Origin of the sequence: Streptomyces sp. NPDC053079 (assembly GCF_044546695.1) — a bacterium.
Taxonomy (GTDB): Bacteria; Actinomycetota; Actinomycetes; order Streptomycetales; family Streptomycetaceae; genus Streptomyces.
Map to the genome: position 1 here is coordinate 150792 of NZ_JBITZJ010000006.1, position 18658 is coordinate 169449.

The 18658-nt window shown below is 70.8% G+C and carries 19 protein-coding genes and 1 pseudogene; 8 read left to right on the forward strand and 12 right to left on the reverse strand.

Annotation, left to right across the window (positions count from 1 at the left end):
- Positions 1-14: 14 nt before the first annotated feature.
- The gene (locus ACIGXW_RS22910) at positions 15-1352 is read right to left on the reverse strand and encodes an alpha/beta hydrolase (protein ID WP_399574798.1); all 1338 of its coding nucleotides are present in this window, start codon (positions 1350-1352) and stop codon (positions 15-17) included.
- A 326-nt stretch (positions 1353-1678) separates the two neighbouring features.
- Here ACIGXW_RS22910 and ACIGXW_RS22915 point away from each other — a divergent pair, with 326 nt between their 5' ends.
- Positions 1679-3049 (forward strand): carotenoid oxygenase family protein, encoded by a 1371-nt coding sequence (locus ACIGXW_RS22915; protein ID WP_399574800.1) that lies wholly within the window; start codon positions 1679-1681, stop codon positions 3047-3049.
- A 152-nt stretch (positions 3050-3201) separates the two neighbouring features.
- Positions 3202-4530: a VWA domain-containing protein gene (locus ACIGXW_RS22920; protein WP_399574802.1), complete on the forward strand. Its 1329-nt coding sequence runs from the start codon at positions 3202-3204 to the stop codon at positions 4528-4530.
- A 78-nt stretch (positions 4531-4608) separates the two neighbouring features.
- Here the strand turns inward: ACIGXW_RS22920 and ACIGXW_RS22925 are convergent, their stop codons facing one another.
- From ACIGXW_RS22925 to ACIGXW_RS22945, 5 genes and pseudogenes are all read right to left on the reverse strand, one after another.
- Positions 4609-5391: an oxidoreductase gene (locus ACIGXW_RS22925; RefSeq protein ID WP_399574804.1), complete on the reverse strand. Its 783-nt coding sequence runs from the start codon at positions 5389-5391 to the stop codon at positions 4609-4611.
- 77 nt (positions 5392-5468) lie between these two features.
- Complete coding sequence (locus ACIGXW_RS22930; RefSeq protein ID WP_399574806.1) at positions 5469-6047, reverse strand: TetR/AcrR family transcriptional regulator; 579 nt, start codon at positions 6045-6047, stop codon at positions 5469-5471.
- Positions 6048-6092: 45 nt separating this feature from the next.
- Positions 6093-6386, reverse strand: a pseudogene (locus ACIGXW_RS22935) (Uma2 family endonuclease); the annotation flags it as partial.
- A 7-nt stretch (positions 6387-6393) separates the two neighbouring features.
- Entirely contained in the window at positions 6394-7293 is a 900-nt protein-coding gene (locus tag ACIGXW_RS22940; protein ID WP_399574808.1) for a hypothetical protein, read from the reverse strand.
- Positions 7294-7522: 229 nt separating this feature from the next.
- On the reverse strand, positions 7523-7975 hold the full coding sequence (locus ACIGXW_RS22945; protein WP_399574810.1) for an RICIN domain-containing protein: 453 nt from the start codon (positions 7973-7975) through the stop codon (positions 7523-7525).
- Positions 7976-8160: 185 nt separating this feature from the next.
- Between ACIGXW_RS22945 and ACIGXW_RS22950 the strand changes: the two genes are divergently transcribed.
- On the forward strand, positions 8161-8544 hold the full coding sequence (locus ACIGXW_RS22950) for a DUF6247 family protein (protein ID WP_399574812.1): 384 nt from the start codon (positions 8161-8163) through the stop codon (positions 8542-8544).
- On the forward strand, positions 8541-8831 hold the full coding sequence (locus ACIGXW_RS22955) for a hypothetical protein (RefSeq protein WP_399574814.1): 291 nt from the start codon (positions 8541-8543) through the stop codon (positions 8829-8831). Before ACIGXW_RS22950 ends, ACIGXW_RS22955 begins: the two co-directional genes overlap by 4 nt.
- A gap of 96 nt (positions 8832-8927) precedes the next feature.
- On the opposite strand, the gene ACIGXW_RS22960 is transcribed toward ACIGXW_RS22955, so the two are convergent.
- A complete protein-coding gene (locus tag ACIGXW_RS22960) occupies positions 8928-9395 on the reverse strand; it encodes an RICIN domain-containing protein (protein WP_399574815.1) in 468 nt (155 codons plus the stop codon).
- A gap of 149 nt (positions 9396-9544) precedes the next feature.
- Here ACIGXW_RS22960 and ACIGXW_RS22965 point away from each other — a divergent pair, with 149 nt between their 5' ends.
- Positions 9545-9883 (forward strand): DoxX family protein, encoded by a 339-nt coding sequence (locus ACIGXW_RS22965; RefSeq protein WP_071961657.1) that lies wholly within the window; start codon positions 9545-9547, stop codon positions 9881-9883.
- A 6-nt stretch (positions 9884-9889) separates the two neighbouring features.
- Here the strand turns inward: ACIGXW_RS22965 and ACIGXW_RS22970 are convergent, their stop codons facing one another.
- From ACIGXW_RS22970 to ACIGXW_RS22985, 4 genes are read right to left on the reverse strand one after another with little or no spacing between them, the layout of a single operon-like run.
- Complete coding sequence (locus tag ACIGXW_RS22970) at positions 9890-10393, reverse strand: DUF1203 domain-containing protein (protein WP_399574816.1); 504 nt, start codon at positions 10391-10393, stop codon at positions 9890-9892.
- 53 nt (positions 10394-10446) lie between these two features.
- On the reverse strand, positions 10447-10962 hold the full coding sequence (locus tag ACIGXW_RS22975; protein ID WP_399574817.1) for a GPP34 family phosphoprotein: 516 nt from the start codon (positions 10960-10962) through the stop codon (positions 10447-10449).
- 22 nt (positions 10963-10984) lie between these two features.
- Positions 10985-11182: a DUF397 domain-containing protein gene (locus ACIGXW_RS22980; RefSeq protein ID WP_399574818.1), complete on the reverse strand. Its 198-nt coding sequence runs from the start codon at positions 11180-11182 to the stop codon at positions 10985-10987.
- Entirely contained in the window at positions 11179-11994 is an 816-nt protein-coding gene (locus tag ACIGXW_RS22985; protein WP_399574819.1) for a helix-turn-helix domain-containing protein, read from the reverse strand. Before ACIGXW_RS22985 ends, ACIGXW_RS22980 begins: the two co-directional genes overlap by 4 nt.
- Before the next feature lie 221 nt (positions 11995-12215).
- Here ACIGXW_RS22985 and metG point away from each other — a divergent pair, with 221 nt between their 5' ends.
- Positions 12216-13937, forward strand: a complete 1722-nt coding sequence (gene metG, locus ACIGXW_RS22990) for a methionine--tRNA ligase (protein ID WP_399574820.1) — start codon at positions 12216-12218, stop codon at positions 13935-13937.
- 160 nt (positions 13938-14097) lie between these two features.
- Positions 14098-14475 (forward strand): DNA-binding response regulator, encoded by a 378-nt coding sequence (locus ACIGXW_RS22995; RefSeq protein WP_399574821.1) that lies wholly within the window; start codon positions 14098-14100, stop codon positions 14473-14475.
- 70 nt (positions 14476-14545) lie between these two features.
- Here ACIGXW_RS22995 and aspS read toward each other — a convergent pair whose 3' ends face one another.
- Positions 14546-16312 (reverse strand): aspartate--tRNA ligase, encoded by a 1767-nt coding sequence (gene aspS, locus ACIGXW_RS23000; RefSeq protein ID WP_399575116.1) that lies wholly within the window; start codon positions 16310-16312, stop codon positions 14546-14548.
- 170 nt (positions 16313-16482) lie between these two features.
- Between aspS and ACIGXW_RS23005 the strand changes: the two genes are divergently transcribed.
- On the forward strand, positions 16483-18609 hold the full coding sequence (locus tag ACIGXW_RS23005; RefSeq protein ID WP_399574822.1) for a SpoIIE family protein phosphatase: 2127 nt from the start codon (positions 16483-16485) through the stop codon (positions 18607-18609).
- Positions 18610-18658: the final 49 nt, after the last annotated feature.

Below are 18658 nucleotides of genomic sequence, written 5' to 3' on the forward strand. Positions count from 1 at the left end.
CGGGGCCCGGCGCCTCACTCCTCGTCCGCGCCCTCGGAGACCTCGGCCCCGCCGGAGGGCTGCTCCTCGTCCTCGCCGGAGGCGGACTCGGCCTTCCACTTCTCCTCCTCGGCACGCCGCTTCCGCTCCTCCTCCGCCTTCTGAGCGGACGACGCGGACGGCTTGGACTTGTCGACGGTGTCCTGGGGGAAGGTCAGCTGCTTGCTCATCCACTCCAGCGTCGGGCTGATCTCGCGCCGCCAGGTGGTGAAGTTGTGGCTGCCCGCCGGGAGGATGATCTTCGCCGCGGTCATGGGCTCCTTGACGGCCTTGAGGAACTTCTGCGTCTCCGCGTAGTTCTTCTCGCCCTTCTCGCTGCTGGTGACGAGCACCGAGACATGGGGAGCGGGCAGGTTCCGCAGCCGCCAGAGCAGGTCGTGCTCGCGCTGCCGCTTGGCGGCGTCCGGGCCGCTGCCGAAGAGCTTGCCCGTCGTGAGGTCGTTCTTGATCCGGTAGTCGGCGGACAGGGCGCCGGCCACCGGGTACGTACCGGGCTGGCGCATCGCGAGTTCGAGGGCGCACGTGCCGCCCGAGGAATAGCCCATGACGCCCCAGGCGCCGGCCTCGTGACCGACCCGGTAGGCGCTCTTGAGGGCCTCGGGCAGGTCCTTGGTGAAGTAGGTCTCGGCCTGGGGGCCGTCCGGCACGTCGACGCACTCGGTGTCGCGCGGCGGGGCGATGGTCGGCCGGACCATCACGATCACCGTCGGCTGCATCCGGTTCTCGGAGATCAGCGTGCTCGCCGTCTTCGGCACCTGCAGATACTGGGTGAGATTGGTGATTCCGCCGGGGTAGCCGCTGATGGCCACGATCACGGGGAAGCGCTGGCGCTCGTACTGCTTCTGGAAATACTGCGGCGGGAGATAGACGATCGCCGGCTCGACGACATTCGCCCGGCGGGCGACCAGGCGTACGGATTCCACCGCGCCGACCTTGTCCTTCGGCCCCTTCGGCAGCCCCGCCTTCTCCAGCCCCTCCGAACCGCCCGGCCGCACCAGCCCGCCGCCACCGCCCCGGCCCGCCTCGACCTTGCCGTTCCCGCCGGGTTCGGTCACCTGCGTGACCTGGCCGGGCGAGCGGTCGTACTTACCGATCAGCTCGCCCCAGCTGCCGTAGAAGCTATTGGCGGAATTCACCGCGAGCAGGACCGCGGACATGATGGTCAACTGGGTCACCAGGATCGACCCGAGCCGGCCCAGCACGGGCAGCGGACCGCGTCCGGAGAGCCGCGGCCAGAGCCATATCGTGAGGCCCACACACACAATGGCGACGAACACCACCGTGTACAAGAGTGACCGGCTGGTCAGGCCCATGTGCCCCTCAACTCCCTGCCCCCGTGGTGGGTACTCATGTTCGGTCCGGCGATAGTCACCGATAAAGAGGCGGGAACGGGCGTACAGGGTTGCCCTGCATCCATTTATTGCCCTGCTCTTGTCCTGTCCGTGTACTGCGCTTCCCCGGGAGTTCCCGGCGGGTAAACGGACGCCGAACTTCCAAGAGATACCCGCGGCGGATGAAGAGTCGCCGACGCGCAGGTGGAGGCTGGCCGAACCCTGCCTTCCGCTGGATGGTGGAAAGGCGGCCTCGCGGTGGGGGCACCGCCCGGCGCGGCCGGGGGAGGGCCGGTGGAGGTGGCTGCATGACCGACGCGATCGCGGGCCGGGCGTACGCGGGACCGAACCCTTATCTGCGGGGCCTCTTCGCCCCCGTCCACGACGAGATCACCACGGTCGACCTGCCCGTGACCGGCCGGATCCCCGAGTCCCTGCGGGGCCGCTACCTGCGCAACGGCCCCAATCCCCTGCACGTCGAGGACCCGGCGGCCTATCACTGGTTCAGCGGCGAGGGCATGGTCCACGGCGTGCGCCTGCGCGACGGGCGCGCCGAGTGGTACCGCAACCGCTGGGTGCGCTCCGACGCGGTGGCCGGGCGGCTCGGCGAGAAGCTGCTGCACGGGCCGCGCCACCTGGACATGGACTTCGCGCCCAACACCCACGTCCAGTTCTTCGCCGGGCACTGCCTCGCGCTGGTCGAGGGCGGGACGCTGCCGTACGAGCTCGATCCCGAGCTCTACACGATCGGCCCGTTCGACTTCCACGGCACGCTGCCGGGCGGGCTGTCCGCGCATCCGGTCCTCGATCCACGCAGCGGTGAGCTGCACGCGGTCGCGTACTGCCCGGCCTGGCCGTACGTGCAGTACGTCGTCGCGGGCACGGACGGGCGGGTGCGCCGCCATGTCGACGTCCCGGTCGTGGGGCGGCCGATGATGCACGACTTCTCCCTCACCGAGCGGTACGTGCTGCTGTACGACCTGCCGGTCGTCTTCGCGCGGAGCCGGCCCGGGGGCAGCCCCCACCCGGTCTGGGACCCGGCCCGGCCGGCCCGGCTCGGGGTGCTGCCGAGGGAGGGCGGGGCGGACCAGGTGCGCTGGCTGGAGATCGAACCGTGTTTCGTCTTCCACCCCATGAACGCCTATGAGCACGGCGGTCGCTTCATCACCGTCCATCTCGTCCGCTACGACCGTTTCTTCGACCCGGCCGACGCCGGCCACCCGGCCCCCGGCCGGCACCTCGCCCGTCTGGAGCGCTGGACCGTCGACCTGGCCGCCGGAACCGTGCGGCGGGAGCGGCTGGACGACCGGCCGGTGGAGTACCCCCGCGTCGACCCGCGCCGGCTCACCGGCCCGCACCGCTTCGGCTACGCGATGCGCGAGCGGGAGCCGGGGCGGGACACCGCTCTGCTCAAGTACGACCTGGAGCGCGGCACGGTCGCGGAGTTCCGGGTGCCGGTGGGCGGGGACGTGGGCGAGGGCGTCTTCGTACCGGCGGCGCCGGACGCGGCGGAGGACGACGGCTGGGTGCTGGCCTTCGCCTACGACCCCGCGCGGGAGGCCACGGACCTGGTCGTGCTGGCGGCACAGGACTTCGCGGCGGGGCCCGTCGCCCGCGTCCATCTTCCGGTGCGGGTGCCGCTGGGTTTCCATGGGAACTGGATTCCCGATCACCACTGATGTACGACGGGGACACGCGCACCCGGCGTGTCGGGTGTGAACGTACTGGAGCAGGCTTGACGGCTAGCCTTACGTAGTCGTCAAGACTGGGGACTTTTCCCCGCAGTACGGACATTTCAACTGCACCCGAGACACATGAAGGACATCTCCCCATGGGCATTCGGAGTCTGCTGCGGAACGCGTTCGGCCGGAACAGGACGGCAGAACGCGACGAACCCAGCCTGCCCCAGCAGAGTGCGGGGCCCGACAACACCGCGGCCGCCGCTGCGGTCCCTGACGAGGCCCCCAACGCGGTGGTCGTACCGGCCCAGCCGACGGCGGAAACGGCGGACCGCGCCGTCGAGGCGGTGGTTGAGCCGGTCGCCGAGCCGGTCGCCGAACGCGTGGCCGAGCCGGTCGCCGAGCCGGTCGCCGAGCGCGTGGCCGAGCCGGTCGTTGAGCCGGTGACCGAGCGTGCCGTCGAACCCGTAGCCGAGCCGGTCGGCGAGCCCGTCATCGAGCCCACCGCCGAGCGCGTGCCCGATCCCGGGCCGTTGGGGCCGATTCCCACGCCGGGGCCGCACCGGCCCGAGCCGGTGCCGCAGCCCGAGCCCGAGCCGACGCCCATGCCGTCGCCGAAGCCCATTCCCGAGCCGGAGCCGGTGCCGACGCCCGACCCGAACCCGGTGCCGGAGCCGGCCCCCGGCCCGGACCCGGAGCCCGCGCCCGCGATGTCGGTCGCCGCGCCGGCCGCCCCGGCCGAATCCGCCGACCCCGCCGGCGCCCCCGCCGTCAGCCTGGAGAAGGTGCAGGCCACCGCCCCCGCGCTGGTCAGCCTCTACAAGTCGGCCGGCGTCTCGCTGCGCAAGCAGGGGCTCGCCGGGCAGCGGGCGGCCGTCTACCTCGTGCTCGACCGGTCGGGCTCCATGCGCCCGTACTACAAGGACGGCACGGTCCAGCACCTCGCCGAGCAGGCCCTGGGCCTGGCCGCCCACCTCGACGACGACGGCGTCGTGCCCGTCGTCTTCTTCTCCACGGACGTCGACGGCACGGCCGAGATCGACCTCGCCAACCACAGCGGCCGCATCCAGGAACTGCACGAGTCCTACGGCCACATGGGCCGGACGAACTACCACTGGGCCATCGAGGCCGTCATCGACCACTACACGAAGTCCGGCAGCACGGACCCGGCCTTCGTCATCTTCCAGACCGACGGCGCGCCGTACAGCAAGACCGCCGCCGAGAAGGCGCTGTGCGACGCGGCGAAGCTGCCGATCTTCTGGCAGTTCGTCGGCTTCGGCAACCCGGAGGGCAAGGGCTTCGACTTCCTGCGCAAGCTCGACGACCTGCCGGTGCCGGAGCGGCGCGTCGTCGACAACGCGGGCTTCTTCCACGCCGGCCGCGAGCCCAAGGCGCTGTCGGACGACACCCTCTACGCGGAGCTCATGGTGGAGTTCCCCGAGTGGCTGGCCGAGGCGCGGGCCGCCGGGATCGTCCGGTAGGCAGTTCCGCGACCGCCCGAAGGCCGCCCCCGGGACGGAGGCGGCCTTCGTCGCGGTTACGGGTGCCGCTCGCGCGCGTCAGGCGGTCTTCACCGTCCCGCCGTCGATGATGTGATCGGCGCCGGTGATGTTGCCCGCCACGTCGGAGAGCAGGAACGTGATCAGTGCGGCGACCTCGGCGGGCTCGGTGATCCTTCCGGTGGTGATGCCGAACATCTCGGGCACCCGGTCCAGGAGCTCCTGGTGCCCCATTCCACTGGCCGCGGCCACCTTGCCGCCGAACCCGTCGGGGTCCTCCCAGATCGCGGTGCGCACGACGCCGGGCGAGACGGTGTTGACCCGCACGCCCCGCGGCCCGAACTCCTCGGCGAGGGACTTGCCGAGGGCGGTGAGCGCGGCCTTGGCGGCGCTGTAGGCGACGGGACCGGCGGCGGGGAGCCGGGAGTTGACGGACGAGACGTTGACGACGGCCCCGCCGCGCTCGATCAGGCTGGGCAGCGCGGCGCGGGTGACGCGGATCGCGCTGAAGAGGTTGAGCTCGAAGGTACGGATCCAGTGCTCGTCGTCGACGTCGAGGAACCCGCCGATCCGTACGTCGTCCCCGGCGCCGACATTGTTGACGAGCAGATCGATGCCGCCGAGCTCGGCGAGCGCCCGCTCGACGAGTTCGGCGTTGCCCTCGGGGGTGCCGAGGTCCACGGCGACGGGCACGGCGCCGGTCTCCACCAGCCCGGGCGTGACGGTGCGGGCCGCGCCGACGACGCGGACGCCCTCGGCGGCCAGGGCGCGCACGGTGGCGAGGCCGATGCCGCGGCTGGCGCCGGTGACGACGGCGGTCTTGCCTGCGAGTCGCAGATCCATGATTCCCATCCCCGTTCTTTAACTACAGGTACAAAACAAAGGTGTGAAAAGACCCGCCCTGGAGCGGGCGGGCCAGGTCAGAGCGAATCGAGCAGCGCGTCGACGGTACGGGACAGCCGCTCGGGCCCTTCGGCGACGCGCGCCATGAGGCGCAGCCCGACCACGGTGTTGAGCAACAGGCTCCCCACGGCCCGGGCGTCCCGGCCCGGATCGATCTCACCGGCCCGCTGCCCCTTCTCGACGAGCGCGGCGAAGGCCTCCTCGGTACGGTCGAACATCCGCCGCACCAGCTCGGTGGCCACAGCGTCGGCCCCGCCCAGTTCGGCGGCGGTGTTGACCCCCATGCAGCCCCGGCGGTCCGGATCCGCCAGATCCATCTCCACCAGCAGCACCAACGCCTCCCGCAACCGCTCCTTCACCGGCCCGGACTGCTCCAGCATCGCGATGAGCGCCGCCGCCTGACTGTCGCGGTACCGCCGCAAGGCCAGCTCGAAGAGGGCGTGCTTGCTGCCGAAGGCGTTGTACAAGCTCCCCTTGCCGATGCCGAGCGCGTCGACGAGGTCCTGCGGCGTGGTGGAGGCGTATCCCTTGCGCCAGAAGACGTCCATCGCCTGCTCGACGGCACGGTCGGGATCGAACTGCTTGGGGCGGGCCATGGGGGAAGCGTACGGGGTTATGTACCTGCGGGTCAAGAACCCCTGTCAGTCGGCATAGTCCTTGAGCTTCTCGGTGTCGAGGGCGATGCCGACGGGGGCGGGGATCTCGACGACGTCGCCGAAGGGCCATGAGATGCGCTTGCGGTACGTGCCACGATCCGGCTCGCTGTAGAGGACGAGCGTGCACGCGTCCCTGTCGATCAGCAGGTAGACCGGGATCTCTGCGGCCGCGTATCCGTCCCGCTTCTCGCGACGGTCACGCCGGTCGGTGTCCGCGTCGTGCGAAGTGATCTCAACGGCCATCACCACGCCGTCGGGATCTGCCCACTCGCCCTGACCGACAGGGTCACGTGCGGTTCCTTTCGGGTGCCCGGGCGGCAACCCGTAGCTCGGCGACGCGGGCTCGGACCTCGGCGGCCGACAGGCCGTACGGCTCGGGGGCCCGCGACTCACCCCGGCAGTCGCGGCACGTACCGCCCGGCAGGGCGTCGGGCCGTCCCGGCACGCCGCACACGGCGCACTCCATGATGCGAAGGGGGGCCCGGCGGGCCTCCGGCTCGGGCTCGGGCTCACGCTCGGGCGGCAGCTTCTCGACCAGCCGGATGCGCATCAGTGCCGCCGGGGCGTGCACCTGTGGCGGAAGCCCGGCCGTCAGTGCGCTGACCAGCTGTGATTCACCGGCACCGCGCGCGAGCCACTCCGCCGCGAGCGGTTCGAGCGCGGCACAGTCCGCCGCGCTCAGCGCCAGCCGGTCATCGGCGCGGGTCAACCCGGCCAGCGCGGCGTACGCCCGCGAACGTGCGGGCCGGGCGGCAGGGGCCATCGGGGGCGGGGCCGCCACCCCCTCCTCGACGACGTCCCCCGCCCAGAACCGCTCCCACCACCCGTCGTCCCGCGCCGTCCGCGAGAAGTACGTGCGCGTCACCCACCGCATCCCGCCGTCCTCGGCCTGCACGCGCTCGCGGAATCGTCGCAGGTGACCGGCGATGTGGAGCCGGTTGAGCGCGCTGCGGCACGCGGCCTGGCCGTAGTCGGGGCTCAGCTTGGCGAGGGTCTTCGCGTCCATGGCGGCACCCTCGGGAAGGGCGTCGATGAGCGCGGCGATGGCCGCCTCCCGCCGGGGGAGATGCGCGAAGTCGCCTTTGCGGCGGGGAGCTTGGCCGGGGGCGAGGCGCTTGCCGTAGCCCGGGTTGGCCATGGCGGATGCGGCCGCGCGCGGGGCGGCGCTAGAGTCGTCGTAAGCCACAGGATCCTCTGGAGATCTTGTTGGTGAGACCCCGGCATGGTGTTGCTAGCACCTGCCGGGGTTGTTTGTTGCTGCGCACGTTAGGGCTTGGCGACGCGCTGTCGCAAGCCGGTCACGAAAAGTCATCTCCCTGTGGTATCGCGGCACTTGGGCGCACTGGGGAGGGTGGGTGGGTTGTACCAACCCACCCCTTCATCAGAAACAGAGCTCGGCCCCCGGGGCCCGGAGCTCAAGGTCGCAGCACCCACCGCTGACCGGCCTCGCCCGCACCGCAGACATTCATGCGCAAGGAGTCCGTGAGGTCATCGACGCAACGCCCCGATCCCACGTTCTTCAAGGACGTGGACCCCATCCGCGACAGCTTCCACTGCTGATGCGGCATTCCGTCGCAGCCACCCGTCGACAGCACGCGACCGCCGGTGCGCACGGTGAGGCACCCCGTGGCGTTTCTCAGCAAGGAAACGGAGCCCGGCTCGCCGCGCGTCGATATCGCCCACTTCTGCGAGTCCCCGCCGTCGCAGGGCAGGGTGCCGGTCAGGGACCTGCCGTCGAGGCAGCGGCCCGTGGCCTCGTTGACGAGAATGTACGTGTCCGCGGCGGCGGCCGGAGCCGGCTGAGCCCCGGCGAGGACGCAGACCAGCCCCGCCGCCACGCTTACACCGCACTTGATGCGCACCCTCATGACATCTCCTCCCTCGGAGAACGACGTCTGCGCATCATGCGGCCCGCCGGGACACGCCGGGAAGCCCACAACGCGACATCGTGCGGCTCCGCGCCGCCGGGCCCTGGCCTGTGCTTGCCTGCGCACTGCCCACTGTCTACGGTCGGAGACTCCGGACAGCACGCCGACCGGAAGGATCAGGCGGCATGAACAGCACCGCAGCCGGCTCGGGCGGCACCTCCGCGCCCATCCCCCAGCCTGCCGGCACCCCGGAGGAGCTCCGCGCCGCGCTCGCGCTCCTCGCCCCTCACGCGCTCCCTACCTTTGATGCCGAGCGGGCAGTCGCCCTGCAGCAGGCTCGCGACTTGGTGAGCGCCGCTCCCCTGCGACGCTTCACCGGGCAGTGGGCGGTGTACGTCGCCATCGAACGTCACCCCGACCGCGCCGACCGCCTGCGCCGACTGGAAGCCCGGGCAACTGAGACCGACGACCTCGAGGAGGTCCGGGCGATCACTTCCGAGATCGGCCGCATCCTGGACGTCGCGTTCGTGGAAGCGGGCATCACGCGAGAGGACCACGGCGCCGCATGAGCGACTCCGACGCTTGGCGGTGGGAGTACGACCCCGACGCCGAACACGTCGTCACCGGACTGTCCGACCACATCGTCGCCGAGGTGGAACGGCTCGCGTCCGAGCTTGTCGCCCTCGCCGAAGTCGGAGTGGACGTAACGGACATCGGAGAAGGCCCGCACCGAGGTGTGCCGGGTGGGCTGCGCCGCGTCCCGCTTCTCACCGACGGATGGTTCTACGTTCTCCCTGTTCCTCGCTGCCGGCTGATCGCAGTCACGCGCGTGGTCCCTCCCTTCACTGACTGCTGATCCACACGAGGCGCCACGCGCTTTCGCGCAGAAGTGCCCCGCGTGCGCGCACCCCGGTCCGGCCCTGGGACCGGGGTGCGGGGCCAGCCCCCCGACTCAGCGGGCCTGCATCGCCCAGCGCTGGCCCGGGCCGCCGCTGCACGCGGTGACGCGCAGCGTCGTCGCGGTGTCCTCGATGCAGTGGCCCGAGGCCACGTCCCGCAGCGGGGTCGTGCGGCCCGACAGGGTCCTCCACTGCTGGTCGCGCGCCGGCATGCACTGGGTCGTCGACAGCACGCGCCCCGCACGGATCTCGAGGCAGCGGCCGTGCGCGGCGTTCTTCAGCGAGTAGACGGGGACGTCCCCGCCGTTCTCCGTGACCAGCCACTTCTGGTCGGACCCGCCGTCGCACGCACGCGTGGCGGTCATCGAATTGCCGTCCAGACAACGGCCCGTGGCCTCGTTGACGAAGCTGTACGTGCCCGTACCCATACCCGTACCGGCGGCCGACGCCGGCTGGACCCCGGCGAAGACGGCGGCCAGTCCCGCCGCCACACCGACGCCCCACTTGATGCGCATCCCCATGACCATCTCCTCCCCTAGTGATCGTTTGCGCATTATCCGACCGGCCTCCCGGCCTGAAAAGTCGTTGTCGATCAGTTGTCACACCTCCGCGTCCCGCCGGGTCATAGCAGCGAAGAGCACACAACGCCCGCCCGACAGGAGCCCTTTCGATGTCCACCGCCTACGTCGTCGTCACCGTCCTCGCCGCCGCCATGGCAGGCTTCTCGGCCGGCTCCGTCTTCCTCCGCGCCGCGTGGGTCGTCCAGCCCATGGCCGACTACGGCATCCCCCAGTCCTGGCTGCCCTGGCTCGGTTCGGCCAAGGCCGCCGGAGCCGTGGGCCTGCTGGCCGGGCTGTTCGTGCCGGTCATCGGCCTCCTGGCCGGCATCGGCCTCGTGCTGTACTTCGCCGGCGCCGTCGTCGCCGTGCTCCGCGCCCGCTGGTACGCCCACGTACCGTTCCCGCTCGTGTACGCGGCCCCGGTCGTCGCCGCCCTGGCCCTGGCCTGAGCGCGCTCAGCCCCGCCGGACCTCCACCATGAAGCAGCCGAACTCCACCGCCCGCACGTGGACCAGAGCCACATCGGGGTTCTCGAACACCTCGCTCAGCGCCGCGTCCACCTCGGCCGCCGGCATCTCTATGAGCGTGCCGCCCAGGATGTGCCCCTGCGCGTCGTACGCGCGCAGCACGCGGCGCGCGCCGTGCATCTCCTGCGGGTACCCGGATCCGCCCGGAGCTCGGCCCTCGCACGCCTCGGCGTGGACGAAGATGGGCCCTCGCTCGTCGTACGCGCCCGGCTCCGCGCCCGTCTCCTTCGCCCAGCGGTGCAGCGGGGCGTACGAGACGAGGACGATCCGTTCGCCCGGCGTGCTGTGCCGCAGGCAGCAGCGGAGCGGGGCGCCGCCGGGCCCGTCCGTGACGGGCTCGCGGGTGACGCCGGCGTCGTCGCGCTCGCGCAGCCGGCGCAGGACGGACGGGGCGATGGGGTAGGCCCGGTGTGTGACCGTTGTCGTCGTCATGCCGCCCAGCATTCGCCGGCGCGAAGCGCCGCGCTGGCGGCTATCGGACGGCGTCAGTCGCCCCGCCAGACGTTGTCGAAGGCCGACTGCTCGACGGCTCGCCGTTGCCGTACGGCCTCCAGTTCCATCACCGCGTCGTAGACGGCGGCCAGCACGGTCTCCACCGCGTCGCCGGCCGTGATCGGGGCCTCTTCGGTCCCCTCCTCGCCGATCCCGACGGCCTGTGCCAGGGCGACGAGCACGGGCTCGTTCGCCGCCGAGCGGTCCTCCGCCCCGAGGTCGGCCACGTAGACCGAGGCCAGGCCCCGGCCCCTGCGCCACAGCCAGTCCCCGACCGCCTCGTACGGCGCCTCCCGGTCCAGCGCTCCCACGGCCTGGTCCAGCACGGGGTCACCCATGGCGGTCCGCTCGCCGGGCACGATCCGGTCCCCGTCCAGCGTGACGGCCCCACGGGCCAGCAGGTCGATCAACTCCGCCCCCGCCAACGCCAGCGACAGATCACCCGGCTCCACGGGGCGGCCGGGCGCCACGTCCATGGCGGTGAGCGCCAGGTCCCGGGCTGTGGTCATAGAGGCCTCCGTCCATACGAGCCTAAGGAGCGATGGCGTCGGTCGCACCCGGGGCGGTCACGAACGCCGCCCATGCGGCGGCGCCGAAGTGTATGCGGGGGCCGTCGGCCCGCTTGGAGTCACGGACGTGGACGGTTCGAGGGGCCATCGCCACCTCGACGCACGCCACGCCCTCGTCATCGCTGTAGCTCGACTTGCGCCACACCAGATCAACGCTCATAGCTCGTCCGCAATCCGCTCGATGAAACGTGCAGAGTTCTCCGGGTCCAAGGCCTGCGCGCAGATCCTGCCGTACCGCTGGTCCAGCGCGCTCACTTCGGCCCGTTCGGTAACGAGGCGGCTCGTCTGCTGGCCCATGATGAACGCCAGGCGTTCGTGGTCCTCGGACTCGAGGATCATCAGCGCACCGCTCAGCGCGGACGACGTGACCCGGTCGTAGGGCAACACCTGCAGGGTGATGTTGCATTGCCGTCCGGCCGTCAGCAGGTGCAGCAGTTGCTGCTTCTGTACCTCGTTGCCGCCCACGGGGCTCCGCAGCGCGGCCTCGTACACGACGAACGTGAAGGGGATCAGCGGCTTGCGGGTCAGGAGCGCCTGCCTGCTCAGCCGGGTGGCGAGTCGTACGTCCGCCACGTCCTGCTCCACCGGCGGCCACGTGCCGCTGAGCAACGCCCGCGCGTACGGCTCGGTCTGCAGCAGCCCCGGGATGAGGACGGTCTCGTACGAGCTGTGCATCACCGCCTCGCTCTCGCGCTGCATGAAGTCGTGCGCCCGCATGGGCAACGACTCCTTCGTCAGATAGGAAAGGCCCGCCTTCAGCTTCCCCCTGGCCCCGAACATCTCATCGGCAATCTCCGCCACCCGCGCCGGCACCCGCCGCCGCCCCTGCTCGACCGACTTGATCAGCTCCACCGAGTACTGCACCGCCTCCGCCAGCTCCTCCCGGCTGACACCCGCATCGTGCCGCCACAGTTGGAACTGGCTTCCGAAGTACCGATGGTTGACCGGAAGGTGAGCGCTCTTTTCGAGCATGGGTTCCCCTCTCCTAACCGAGTGGGTACCCCTTGGCCACAGGTCCGTACACCACTCTCCGTGCCCGTTCGGTAACGGATCAGGCTAGGCCCGAACAGCCCCGCAAAGGGCGCAAACGCTTGACACAGCCGTCATAAACACCGCGCGGCACCCCCCTGGCCCTCGGATACGCTAAAGGTGCACCTAAACCCCAAACACACACCGACCAGGGAGCAGCCGCAATGGCTCGACACCTCATCACCAGCGCCCTTCCGTATATCAACGGGATCAAGCACCTGGGCAACATGGTGGGGTCCATGCTTCCGGCGGACGTGTATGCGCGCTTCCTGCGGCAGACCGGCCGCGAGACGCTCTTCATCTGCGCCACCGACGAGCACGGCACGCCCGCCGAGCTCGGCGCCAAGGAGCTCGGTCTGCCCGTCGACACGTTCTGCGCCCAGCAGCACGACGCGCAGAAGGCGATTTACGAAGGCTTCGGGCTGTCGTTCGACTACTTCGGCCGCAGCTCCTCGCCCGAGAACCGCGAGATCACCCAGCACTTCGCGCGTCAGCTGCAGAAGAACGGGTTCATCGAGGAGCGGGCGATCCGCCAGGTGTACTCGCTCACCGACGGCCGCTTCCTGCCCGACCGCTACATCGTCGGCACGTGCCCGCACTGCGGCTACGACAAGGCGCGCGGCGACCAGTGCGAGAACTGCACCCGTGTCCTCGACCCGACGGACCTGATCGACGCCCGTTCCGCCATCAGCGGCAGCAGCGACCTCGAGGTGCGCGAGACCAAGCACCTCTTCCTCCTGCAGTCGAAGCTGCAGGGCGAGGTCGAGGCGTGGATCGACGAGCACGGCAAGGACTGGCCGATCCTGGCGTCCTCGATCGCCCGCAAGTGGCTGACCGAGGGTCTGAACGACCGTGCCATCACGCGTGACCTGGACTGGGGCGTGCCGGTCCCGGCCGACACGTGGCCGGAGCTGGCGGCCGAGGGCAAGGTCTTCTACGTCTGGTTCGACGCGCCCGTCGAGTACATCGGCGCGACCAAGGAGTGGGCGGACCAGGCGCCGGAGAGCCGCGACTGGAAGTCGTGGTGGTACGAGGCCGACGACGTCCGCTACACCCAGTTCATGGGCAAGGACAACGTCCCGTTCCACACGGTGATGTTCCCGGCCACGCAGCTCGGCACCCGCGAGCCGTGGAAGAAGGTCGACTACGTCAAGGCCTTCAACTGGCTCAACTACTACGGCGGCAAGTTCTCCACGTCCCAGAAGCGCGGCGTGTTCACGCACGACGCCCTGGAGCTGCTGCCCGCCGACTACTGGCGCTACTTCATGATGGCCAACGCCCCCGAGTCGGACGACACGTCGTTCACGTGGGAGCTGTTCTCCTCCACGGTCAACAAGGACCTGGCCGACGTCCTGGGCAACTTCGTCAACCGCGTGCTGTCCTTCTCCCGCAAGCGCTTCGGCGACGACGTCCCGGCCGGCAACGAGGCGGGCGCGGCCGAGTCGGAGCTGGGCCGTCAGGTCTCGGAGCTGCTGGCCGAGTACGAGCGGCACATGGAGGAGATGCAGTTCCGCAAGGCGGCGCAGGCGCTGCGCGCCCTGTGGAGCGCGGGCAACTCCTACCTCGAGGCCAAGGCGCCCTGGCTGGAGATCAAGACGGACCCCGAGGGCGCCGCGCTGACGCTGCGCACGGCCATGAACCTCATCCACCTCTACTCGATCGTCTCCGAGCCGTTCATCCCGGCCTCGGCGGCGGCCATGCGCTCCGCTTTCCAGCTCGCCGACGACACCGCCACCTGGGTCACCGCGGACGAGGCCAAGTCGCTGTCCTTCATCCCGGCGGGCACGCCGTTCACCGTCCCGCCGGTGCTCTTCGCGAAGATCACCGAGGACGACCTGGCCGCGTACCGCGAGCGCTTCGGCGGCGGCGAGGAGACGGCCGCCTGAGCCGCCCGTAGAAACGTAGAAACGTAGAAACAGCGTGCGAAGGGCCCGGAACCCGTGGTTCCGGGCCCTTCACGCATGCGTTGATCGTTCGGCAATCGTTCGTTGAGCCCGTCCCGGCACGCTGGAGGTGTTGGGTACGCGGGGGAGACGAGGAAGAGTCGTGTTCGGAAAACGCATCACCGTAAGCGTCCACGGCGGCGACGAGCTGGGCCGGCACCGCATCGTCCGCACGCTCCGGGGCCTGCCCGGCATCGGCGTCGTCCGGGGGGACGAGAGAGCCGTCGTCGAGGTCCTGCTCATGGGGCGGCACGACGGGGGCGCGGCGGGGCGGCTGCGGAGCATGGCCCGGGAGGGGCGGGCGCCGCTGGTCGTGGTCGCGGAGGAGCTCGGCGAGACCGAGCTGATGGCCGTGTCCGAGTACGGCGTGCGGGCGGTGTTATGGAGCCACCGGCTGACGCCGGGGCGCCTGTCGCGGGCAGTGCACAACGCGGCGGGGTGCTGCCCTCCCCTGCCGATAGGCGCGGCGCGCGGCTACTGACGCGACGGCTTCCGGTACGACGAAGGGCGCCCGGCAGTGCCGGGCGCCCTCGACGCGTTGCTCGGAAGCGTTACTTCACCGTCGGCGGCTTGCGCAGCGACAGGTGCAGCTCCTTCAGACGGGACTCGTCGACCTCGCTCGGCGCGCCCATCAGCAGGTCCTGCGCGTTGCCGTTGAGCGGGAACGCGATGGTCTCGCGGATGTTCGGCTCGTCGGCCAGCAGCATCACGATGCGGTCGACGCCCGGGGCGATGCCGCCGTGCGGCGGGGCGCCGAACTTGAAGGCGCGCAGCATGCCGCCGAACTCCTTCTCGACCTCTTCCTTGCTGTAACCGGCGATCTCGAAGGCCTTGTACATGACCTCGGGCTCGTGGTTACGGATGGCGCCGGAGGACAGCTCGGTGCCGTTGCAGACGATGTCGTACTGCCAGGCCAGGATGTCCAGCGGGTCCATGGTCTGCAGGGCCTCGAGGCCGCCCTGGGGCATGGAGAAGGGGTTGTGGGAGAACTCGATCTTGCCGGTCTCCTCGTCCTTCTCGAACATCGGGAAGTCGACGATCCAGCAGAACCGGAAGACGTTCTCCTCGAAGTGGCCGGCGCGCTTGGCGGCCTCGACGCGGACCGCGCCCATGATCTTGGAGACCTCGTCGAACTCACCGGCGCCGAAGAAGACGGCGTGGCCGGGCTCGAGGCCGAGGGCCTCGACCAGGGCCTTGACGTCCTCCGCGGTGAGGAACTTCGCGATCGGGCCCGAGAGCTCGTTGTTCTCGCCGACGCGGACCCAGGCAAGGCCCTTGGCGCCCTGCTCGACCGCGTACTCACCGAGGCCGTCGAAGAACTTGCGGGACTGGCCCGCGGTGTCCGGCACGGCCAGCGCGCGCACGTGCTTGCCGGCGAAGGCCTTGAAGCCGCTGTCGGCGAAGACGCCCGAGACGTCGACGAGCTCGAGCTTGGCGCGCAGGTCCGGCTTGTCGGAGCCGTACTTCAGCATCGCCTCGCGGAAGGGGATCCGCGGGAAGGGCGAGGTGACGTGGCGGCCGTTGCCGAACTCCTCGAAGAGGTCGGTCATGACCTTCTCGATGACCTGGAAGACGTCCTCCTGCTCGACGAAGGACATCTCCATGTCGAGCTGGTAGAACTCGCCCGGCGAGCGGTCGGCGCGGGCGTCCTCGTCGCGGAAGCACGGGGCGATCTGGAAGTAGCGGTCGAAGCCCGCGATCATCAGCAGCTGCTTGAACTGCTGCGGGGCCTGCGGCAGCGCGTAGAACTTGCCGGCGTGCAGACGCGAGGGCACCAGGAAGTCGCGCGCGCCCTCGGGGGAGGTCGCGGACAGGATCGGGGTGGCCAGCTCGTTGAAGCCGAGGTTGGTCATCTTCTCGCGGATGGAGGAGATGACGGCCGAGCGCAGCATGATGTTGCGGTGCATGCGCTCGCGGCGCAGGTCGAGGAAGCGGTACTCCAGGCGGCGCTCCTCGTTCACCCCGTCGTCGGCGTTGATCGTGAAGGGGATCTGCTCGGCGGCGCCCAGCACCTCCACCTCGGTGACCTCGACCTCGATCTCGCCCGTGGGCAGCTCGGGGTTGACGTTCTCGGCGCCGCGGCTCATGACCTTGCCGTCGACGCGGACGACGGTCTCCTTGGTCAGGTGGCTGAGCGCCTCGTTGGCCTGGGTGCCCGGGCGGGCCACGAGCTGGACCAGACCGTGGTGGTCGCGCAGGTCGATGAAGAGGATGCCGCCCAGGTCGCGCCGATTGTGCAGCCAGCCACTCAGTCGCACGTCGGTGTCGACGTCAGCCGCACGGAGCTCGCCGCAGTTGTGGGACCGGTACCGATGCATCATTCATCCAAGTCGTGGTCGAGGCCGTTGATCGGGATCGCGCTGCAGAAGACCGTCGGCCTGGGTTAGCGTGCGGTCAGTGTGCATACAGCACCCAGCAAGGGTATCGCCCCACCCGGCATCGGTGGTCTCCGCTGCACACACCCGGCACACCTGCATAAAGTGGGACAATGCGCACCGAGGACGTTCTGGCTGCCCTGGCCACGGGCCTATGGACCTGGGACAACGCCGCCGGAGCCGTCACCCTCGACGCCCAGGCCAGACGGCTCCTGGGCCTCGACGAGCGCGTGGAACCCACCGAGGGCGCCGTCCGCGCCCGCTTCCACGCGGTCGACTGGCTGGAATTCCGGGGCGTCCTCGCCCTCTCCGCCGCCGAGGGAACCCTCGGCGAGCTCCGCATGCGCGTGGTCGACGAGGCGGGCAAGGCACTGCGGACCGTACGCCTGCGCACCACGTCGACGCAGGGCGCCTTCGACCACCTCATGGTCGGCACGATCGAGGAGGTCCCCGAGGCGCTGGAGGGCACCTCCACCGTCCGGCTGCCCGTGGTGGCCGACTGGCACCGCAACCGCGAGGCGTTCCTGCTGGACGCGGGGCGGGCGCTGGCCGAGGCGCACTCCACGGTCGAGGTGCTGAGGGTGGCGGCCCGGCTGTCGATGCCCGGGTTCGAGCCCTCGGGACTGGCCGTCTTCGTCGGCGAAGCCGGCCGGGTGAAGGTCATCGGCCACCACGGCTACGCGCCGGGCGAGGCGGACCCCTTCCTCGACCAGCCGCTGGACGCCGCCTACCCGGCCGCCGAGGTCATCCGCACCGGCCGGGCGATCTACCTCCCCCAGCCCGACGACTACCGCCGCCGCTTCCCCGACGCCTACCGCCAGGTCGCCCACTTCGGCCGCACGTCCTGGGCGTTCCTGCCGCTGATCAACGCGGGTCGCACCATCGGCGCCTGGATGGCCGGCTTCAGCGTCCCCGTCTCCTTCACGCCCGACGAGCGCTCGGTGCTCACCACCGTCGCCCGGATGCTCGCCCAGGCCCTGGGCCGGGCCAGCGTCCAGGAGTCGGAGAAGGAGCTGTCCGTCGGGCTCCAGCGCTCGATGATGCCCACCGTCCAGCCCGACATCCCCGGCATGTCCGTGGCGGCCCGCTACGTACCGACCGGCGGCGGCCTCGAGGTCGGCGGCGACTGGTACGACATGATCCCGCTGCCCTCCGGGAAGATCGCCCTGGTCATCGGCGACGTCCAGGGCCACGACGTACGGGCCGCCGGGCTCATGGGCCAGCTGAGGATCGCCCTGCGCGCGTACGCCTCCGAGGGCCACCACCCCGACGCGGTCCTCTCCCGGGCCTCCCGCTTCCTGGCCGGCATCAACGGCGAGGGCGACGGCGGGGCCGACCAGCGCTTCGCCACGTGCCTGTACATCGAGGTCTGCCCCACCAGCGGGCTGCTGGTCATCGCCCGCGCCGGCCACCCCGACCCCGCGATCCGGCTCAGCGACGGCACCATGCTCGTACGGCCCACGGCCGGCGGCCTTCCGCTGGGGATCATCCCCGACACCGACTACCCCACCAGCCGTGTCGTCCTGGAGCCGGGCGAGACGATGCTGGTCTGCACGGACGGCCTCATCGAGACCGGCGGCCACGACCTGGAGACCGGCTGGGCCCGGCTCCGCGAGATCATCGAGGGCTACCCCCTCGAGCGGGAGGACGGCAGCCTGGAAACCCTGGCCGACACCCTGGTCCAGGCCGTGCACGGCCCGCCGTCGCACTACACCACGGGCCCGCTCATCGACCGCCGCGAGGACGACATCGCCCTGCTGCTGCTCCGCCGCGAGGCCCCCGCCCCGGCCGCGCTCGGCGAACCCGCCCCCGTGCCCCGCCCGCCGCGCCGCACGGTCCTGACCATCGCCCAGGCCGAGCCCGAGCGCATCGCGGAGGTCCGCCAGCAGATCCGCGAGCTGATGCACGACTGGCCCGACGAGGACCAGACCGACTCGGCGGTGCTGATGGTCTCCGAGATGGTCACCAACGTGCTGGTCCACACGGACGGCGATGCGGTGCTGAGCGCGGAGATATCGGGCCGCCCGGGCGGGCGCCGCGTCCGCGTCGACGTCGCCGACGCCAGCGACGAGCTGCCGCACCGGCGCCACCCGGGCGAGATGGCCTCCTCCGGGCGCGGCCTGGTCCTGATGGAGCTGCTGGCGGGGGCGTGGGGCGTCGACCCGCGCGGCGAGGGCAAGAACATCTGGTTCGAGCTGTACGAGACGGACTCGGCCGTCGCCCTCGAAGCGATCACATGAGGAACGCCGGACGGGCCCGCGTACGGGCCCGTCCGGCGTTCGCGCGCCA

Coding starts and splice junctions, on each gene's coding strand:
- ACIGXW_RS22910 (WP_399574798.1), bottom strand. CDS start 1,352: ATGGGCCTGACCAGCCGGTCACTCTTGTACACGGTGGTGTTCGTCGCC.
- ACIGXW_RS22915 (WP_399574800.1), top strand. CDS start 1,679: ATGACCGACGCGATCGCGGGCCGGGCGTACGCGGGACCGAACCCTTAT.
- ACIGXW_RS22920 (WP_399574802.1), top strand. CDS start 3,202: ATGGGCATTCGGAGTCTGCTGCGGAACGCGTTCGGCCGGAACAGGACG.
- ACIGXW_RS22925 (WP_399574804.1), bottom strand. CDS start 5,391: ATGGATCTGCGACTCGCAGGCAAGACCGCCGTCGTCACCGGCGCCAGC.
- ACIGXW_RS22930 (WP_399574806.1), bottom strand. CDS start 6,047: ATGGCCCGCCCCAAGCAGTTCGATCCCGACCGTGCCGTCGAGCAGGCG.
- ACIGXW_RS22945 (WP_399574810.1), bottom strand. CDS start 7,975: ATGAGGGTGCGCATCAAGTGCGGTGTAAGCGTGGCGGCGGGGCTGGTC.
- ACIGXW_RS22950 (WP_399574812.1), top strand. CDS start 8,161: ATGAACAGCACCGCAGCCGGCTCGGGCGGCACCTCCGCGCCCATCCCC.
- ACIGXW_RS22955 (WP_399574814.1), top strand. CDS start 8,541: ATGAGCGACTCCGACGCTTGGCGGTGGGAGTACGACCCCGACGCCGAA.
- ACIGXW_RS22960 (WP_399574815.1), bottom strand. CDS start 9,395: ATGGGGATGCGCATCAAGTGGGGCGTCGGTGTGGCGGCGGGACTGGCC.
- ACIGXW_RS22965 (WP_071961657.1), top strand. CDS start 9,545: ATGTCCACCGCCTACGTCGTCGTCACCGTCCTCGCCGCCGCCATGGCA.
- ACIGXW_RS22970 (WP_399574816.1), bottom strand. CDS start 10,393: ATGACGACGACAACGGTCACACACCGGGCCTACCCCATCGCCCCGTCC.
- ACIGXW_RS22975 (WP_399574817.1), bottom strand. CDS start 10,962: ATGACCACAGCCCGGGACCTGGCGCTCACCGCCATGGACGTGGCGCCC.
- ACIGXW_RS22980 (WP_399574818.1), bottom strand. CDS start 11,182: ATGAGCGTTGATCTGGTGTGGCGCAAGTCGAGCTACAGCGATGACGAG.
- ACIGXW_RS22985 (WP_399574819.1), bottom strand. CDS start 11,994: ATGCTCGAAAAGAGCGCTCACCTTCCGGTCAACCATCGGTACTTCGGA.
- metG (WP_399574820.1), top strand. CDS start 12,216: ATGGCTCGACACCTCATCACCAGCGCCCTTCCGTATATCAACGGGATC.
- aspS (WP_399575116.1), bottom strand. CDS start 16,312: ATGCATCGGTACCGGTCCCACAACTGCGGCGAGCTCCGTGCGGCTGAC.
- ACIGXW_RS23005 (WP_399574822.1), top strand. CDS start 16,483: ATGCGCACCGAGGACGTTCTGGCTGCCCTGGCCACGGGCCTATGGACC.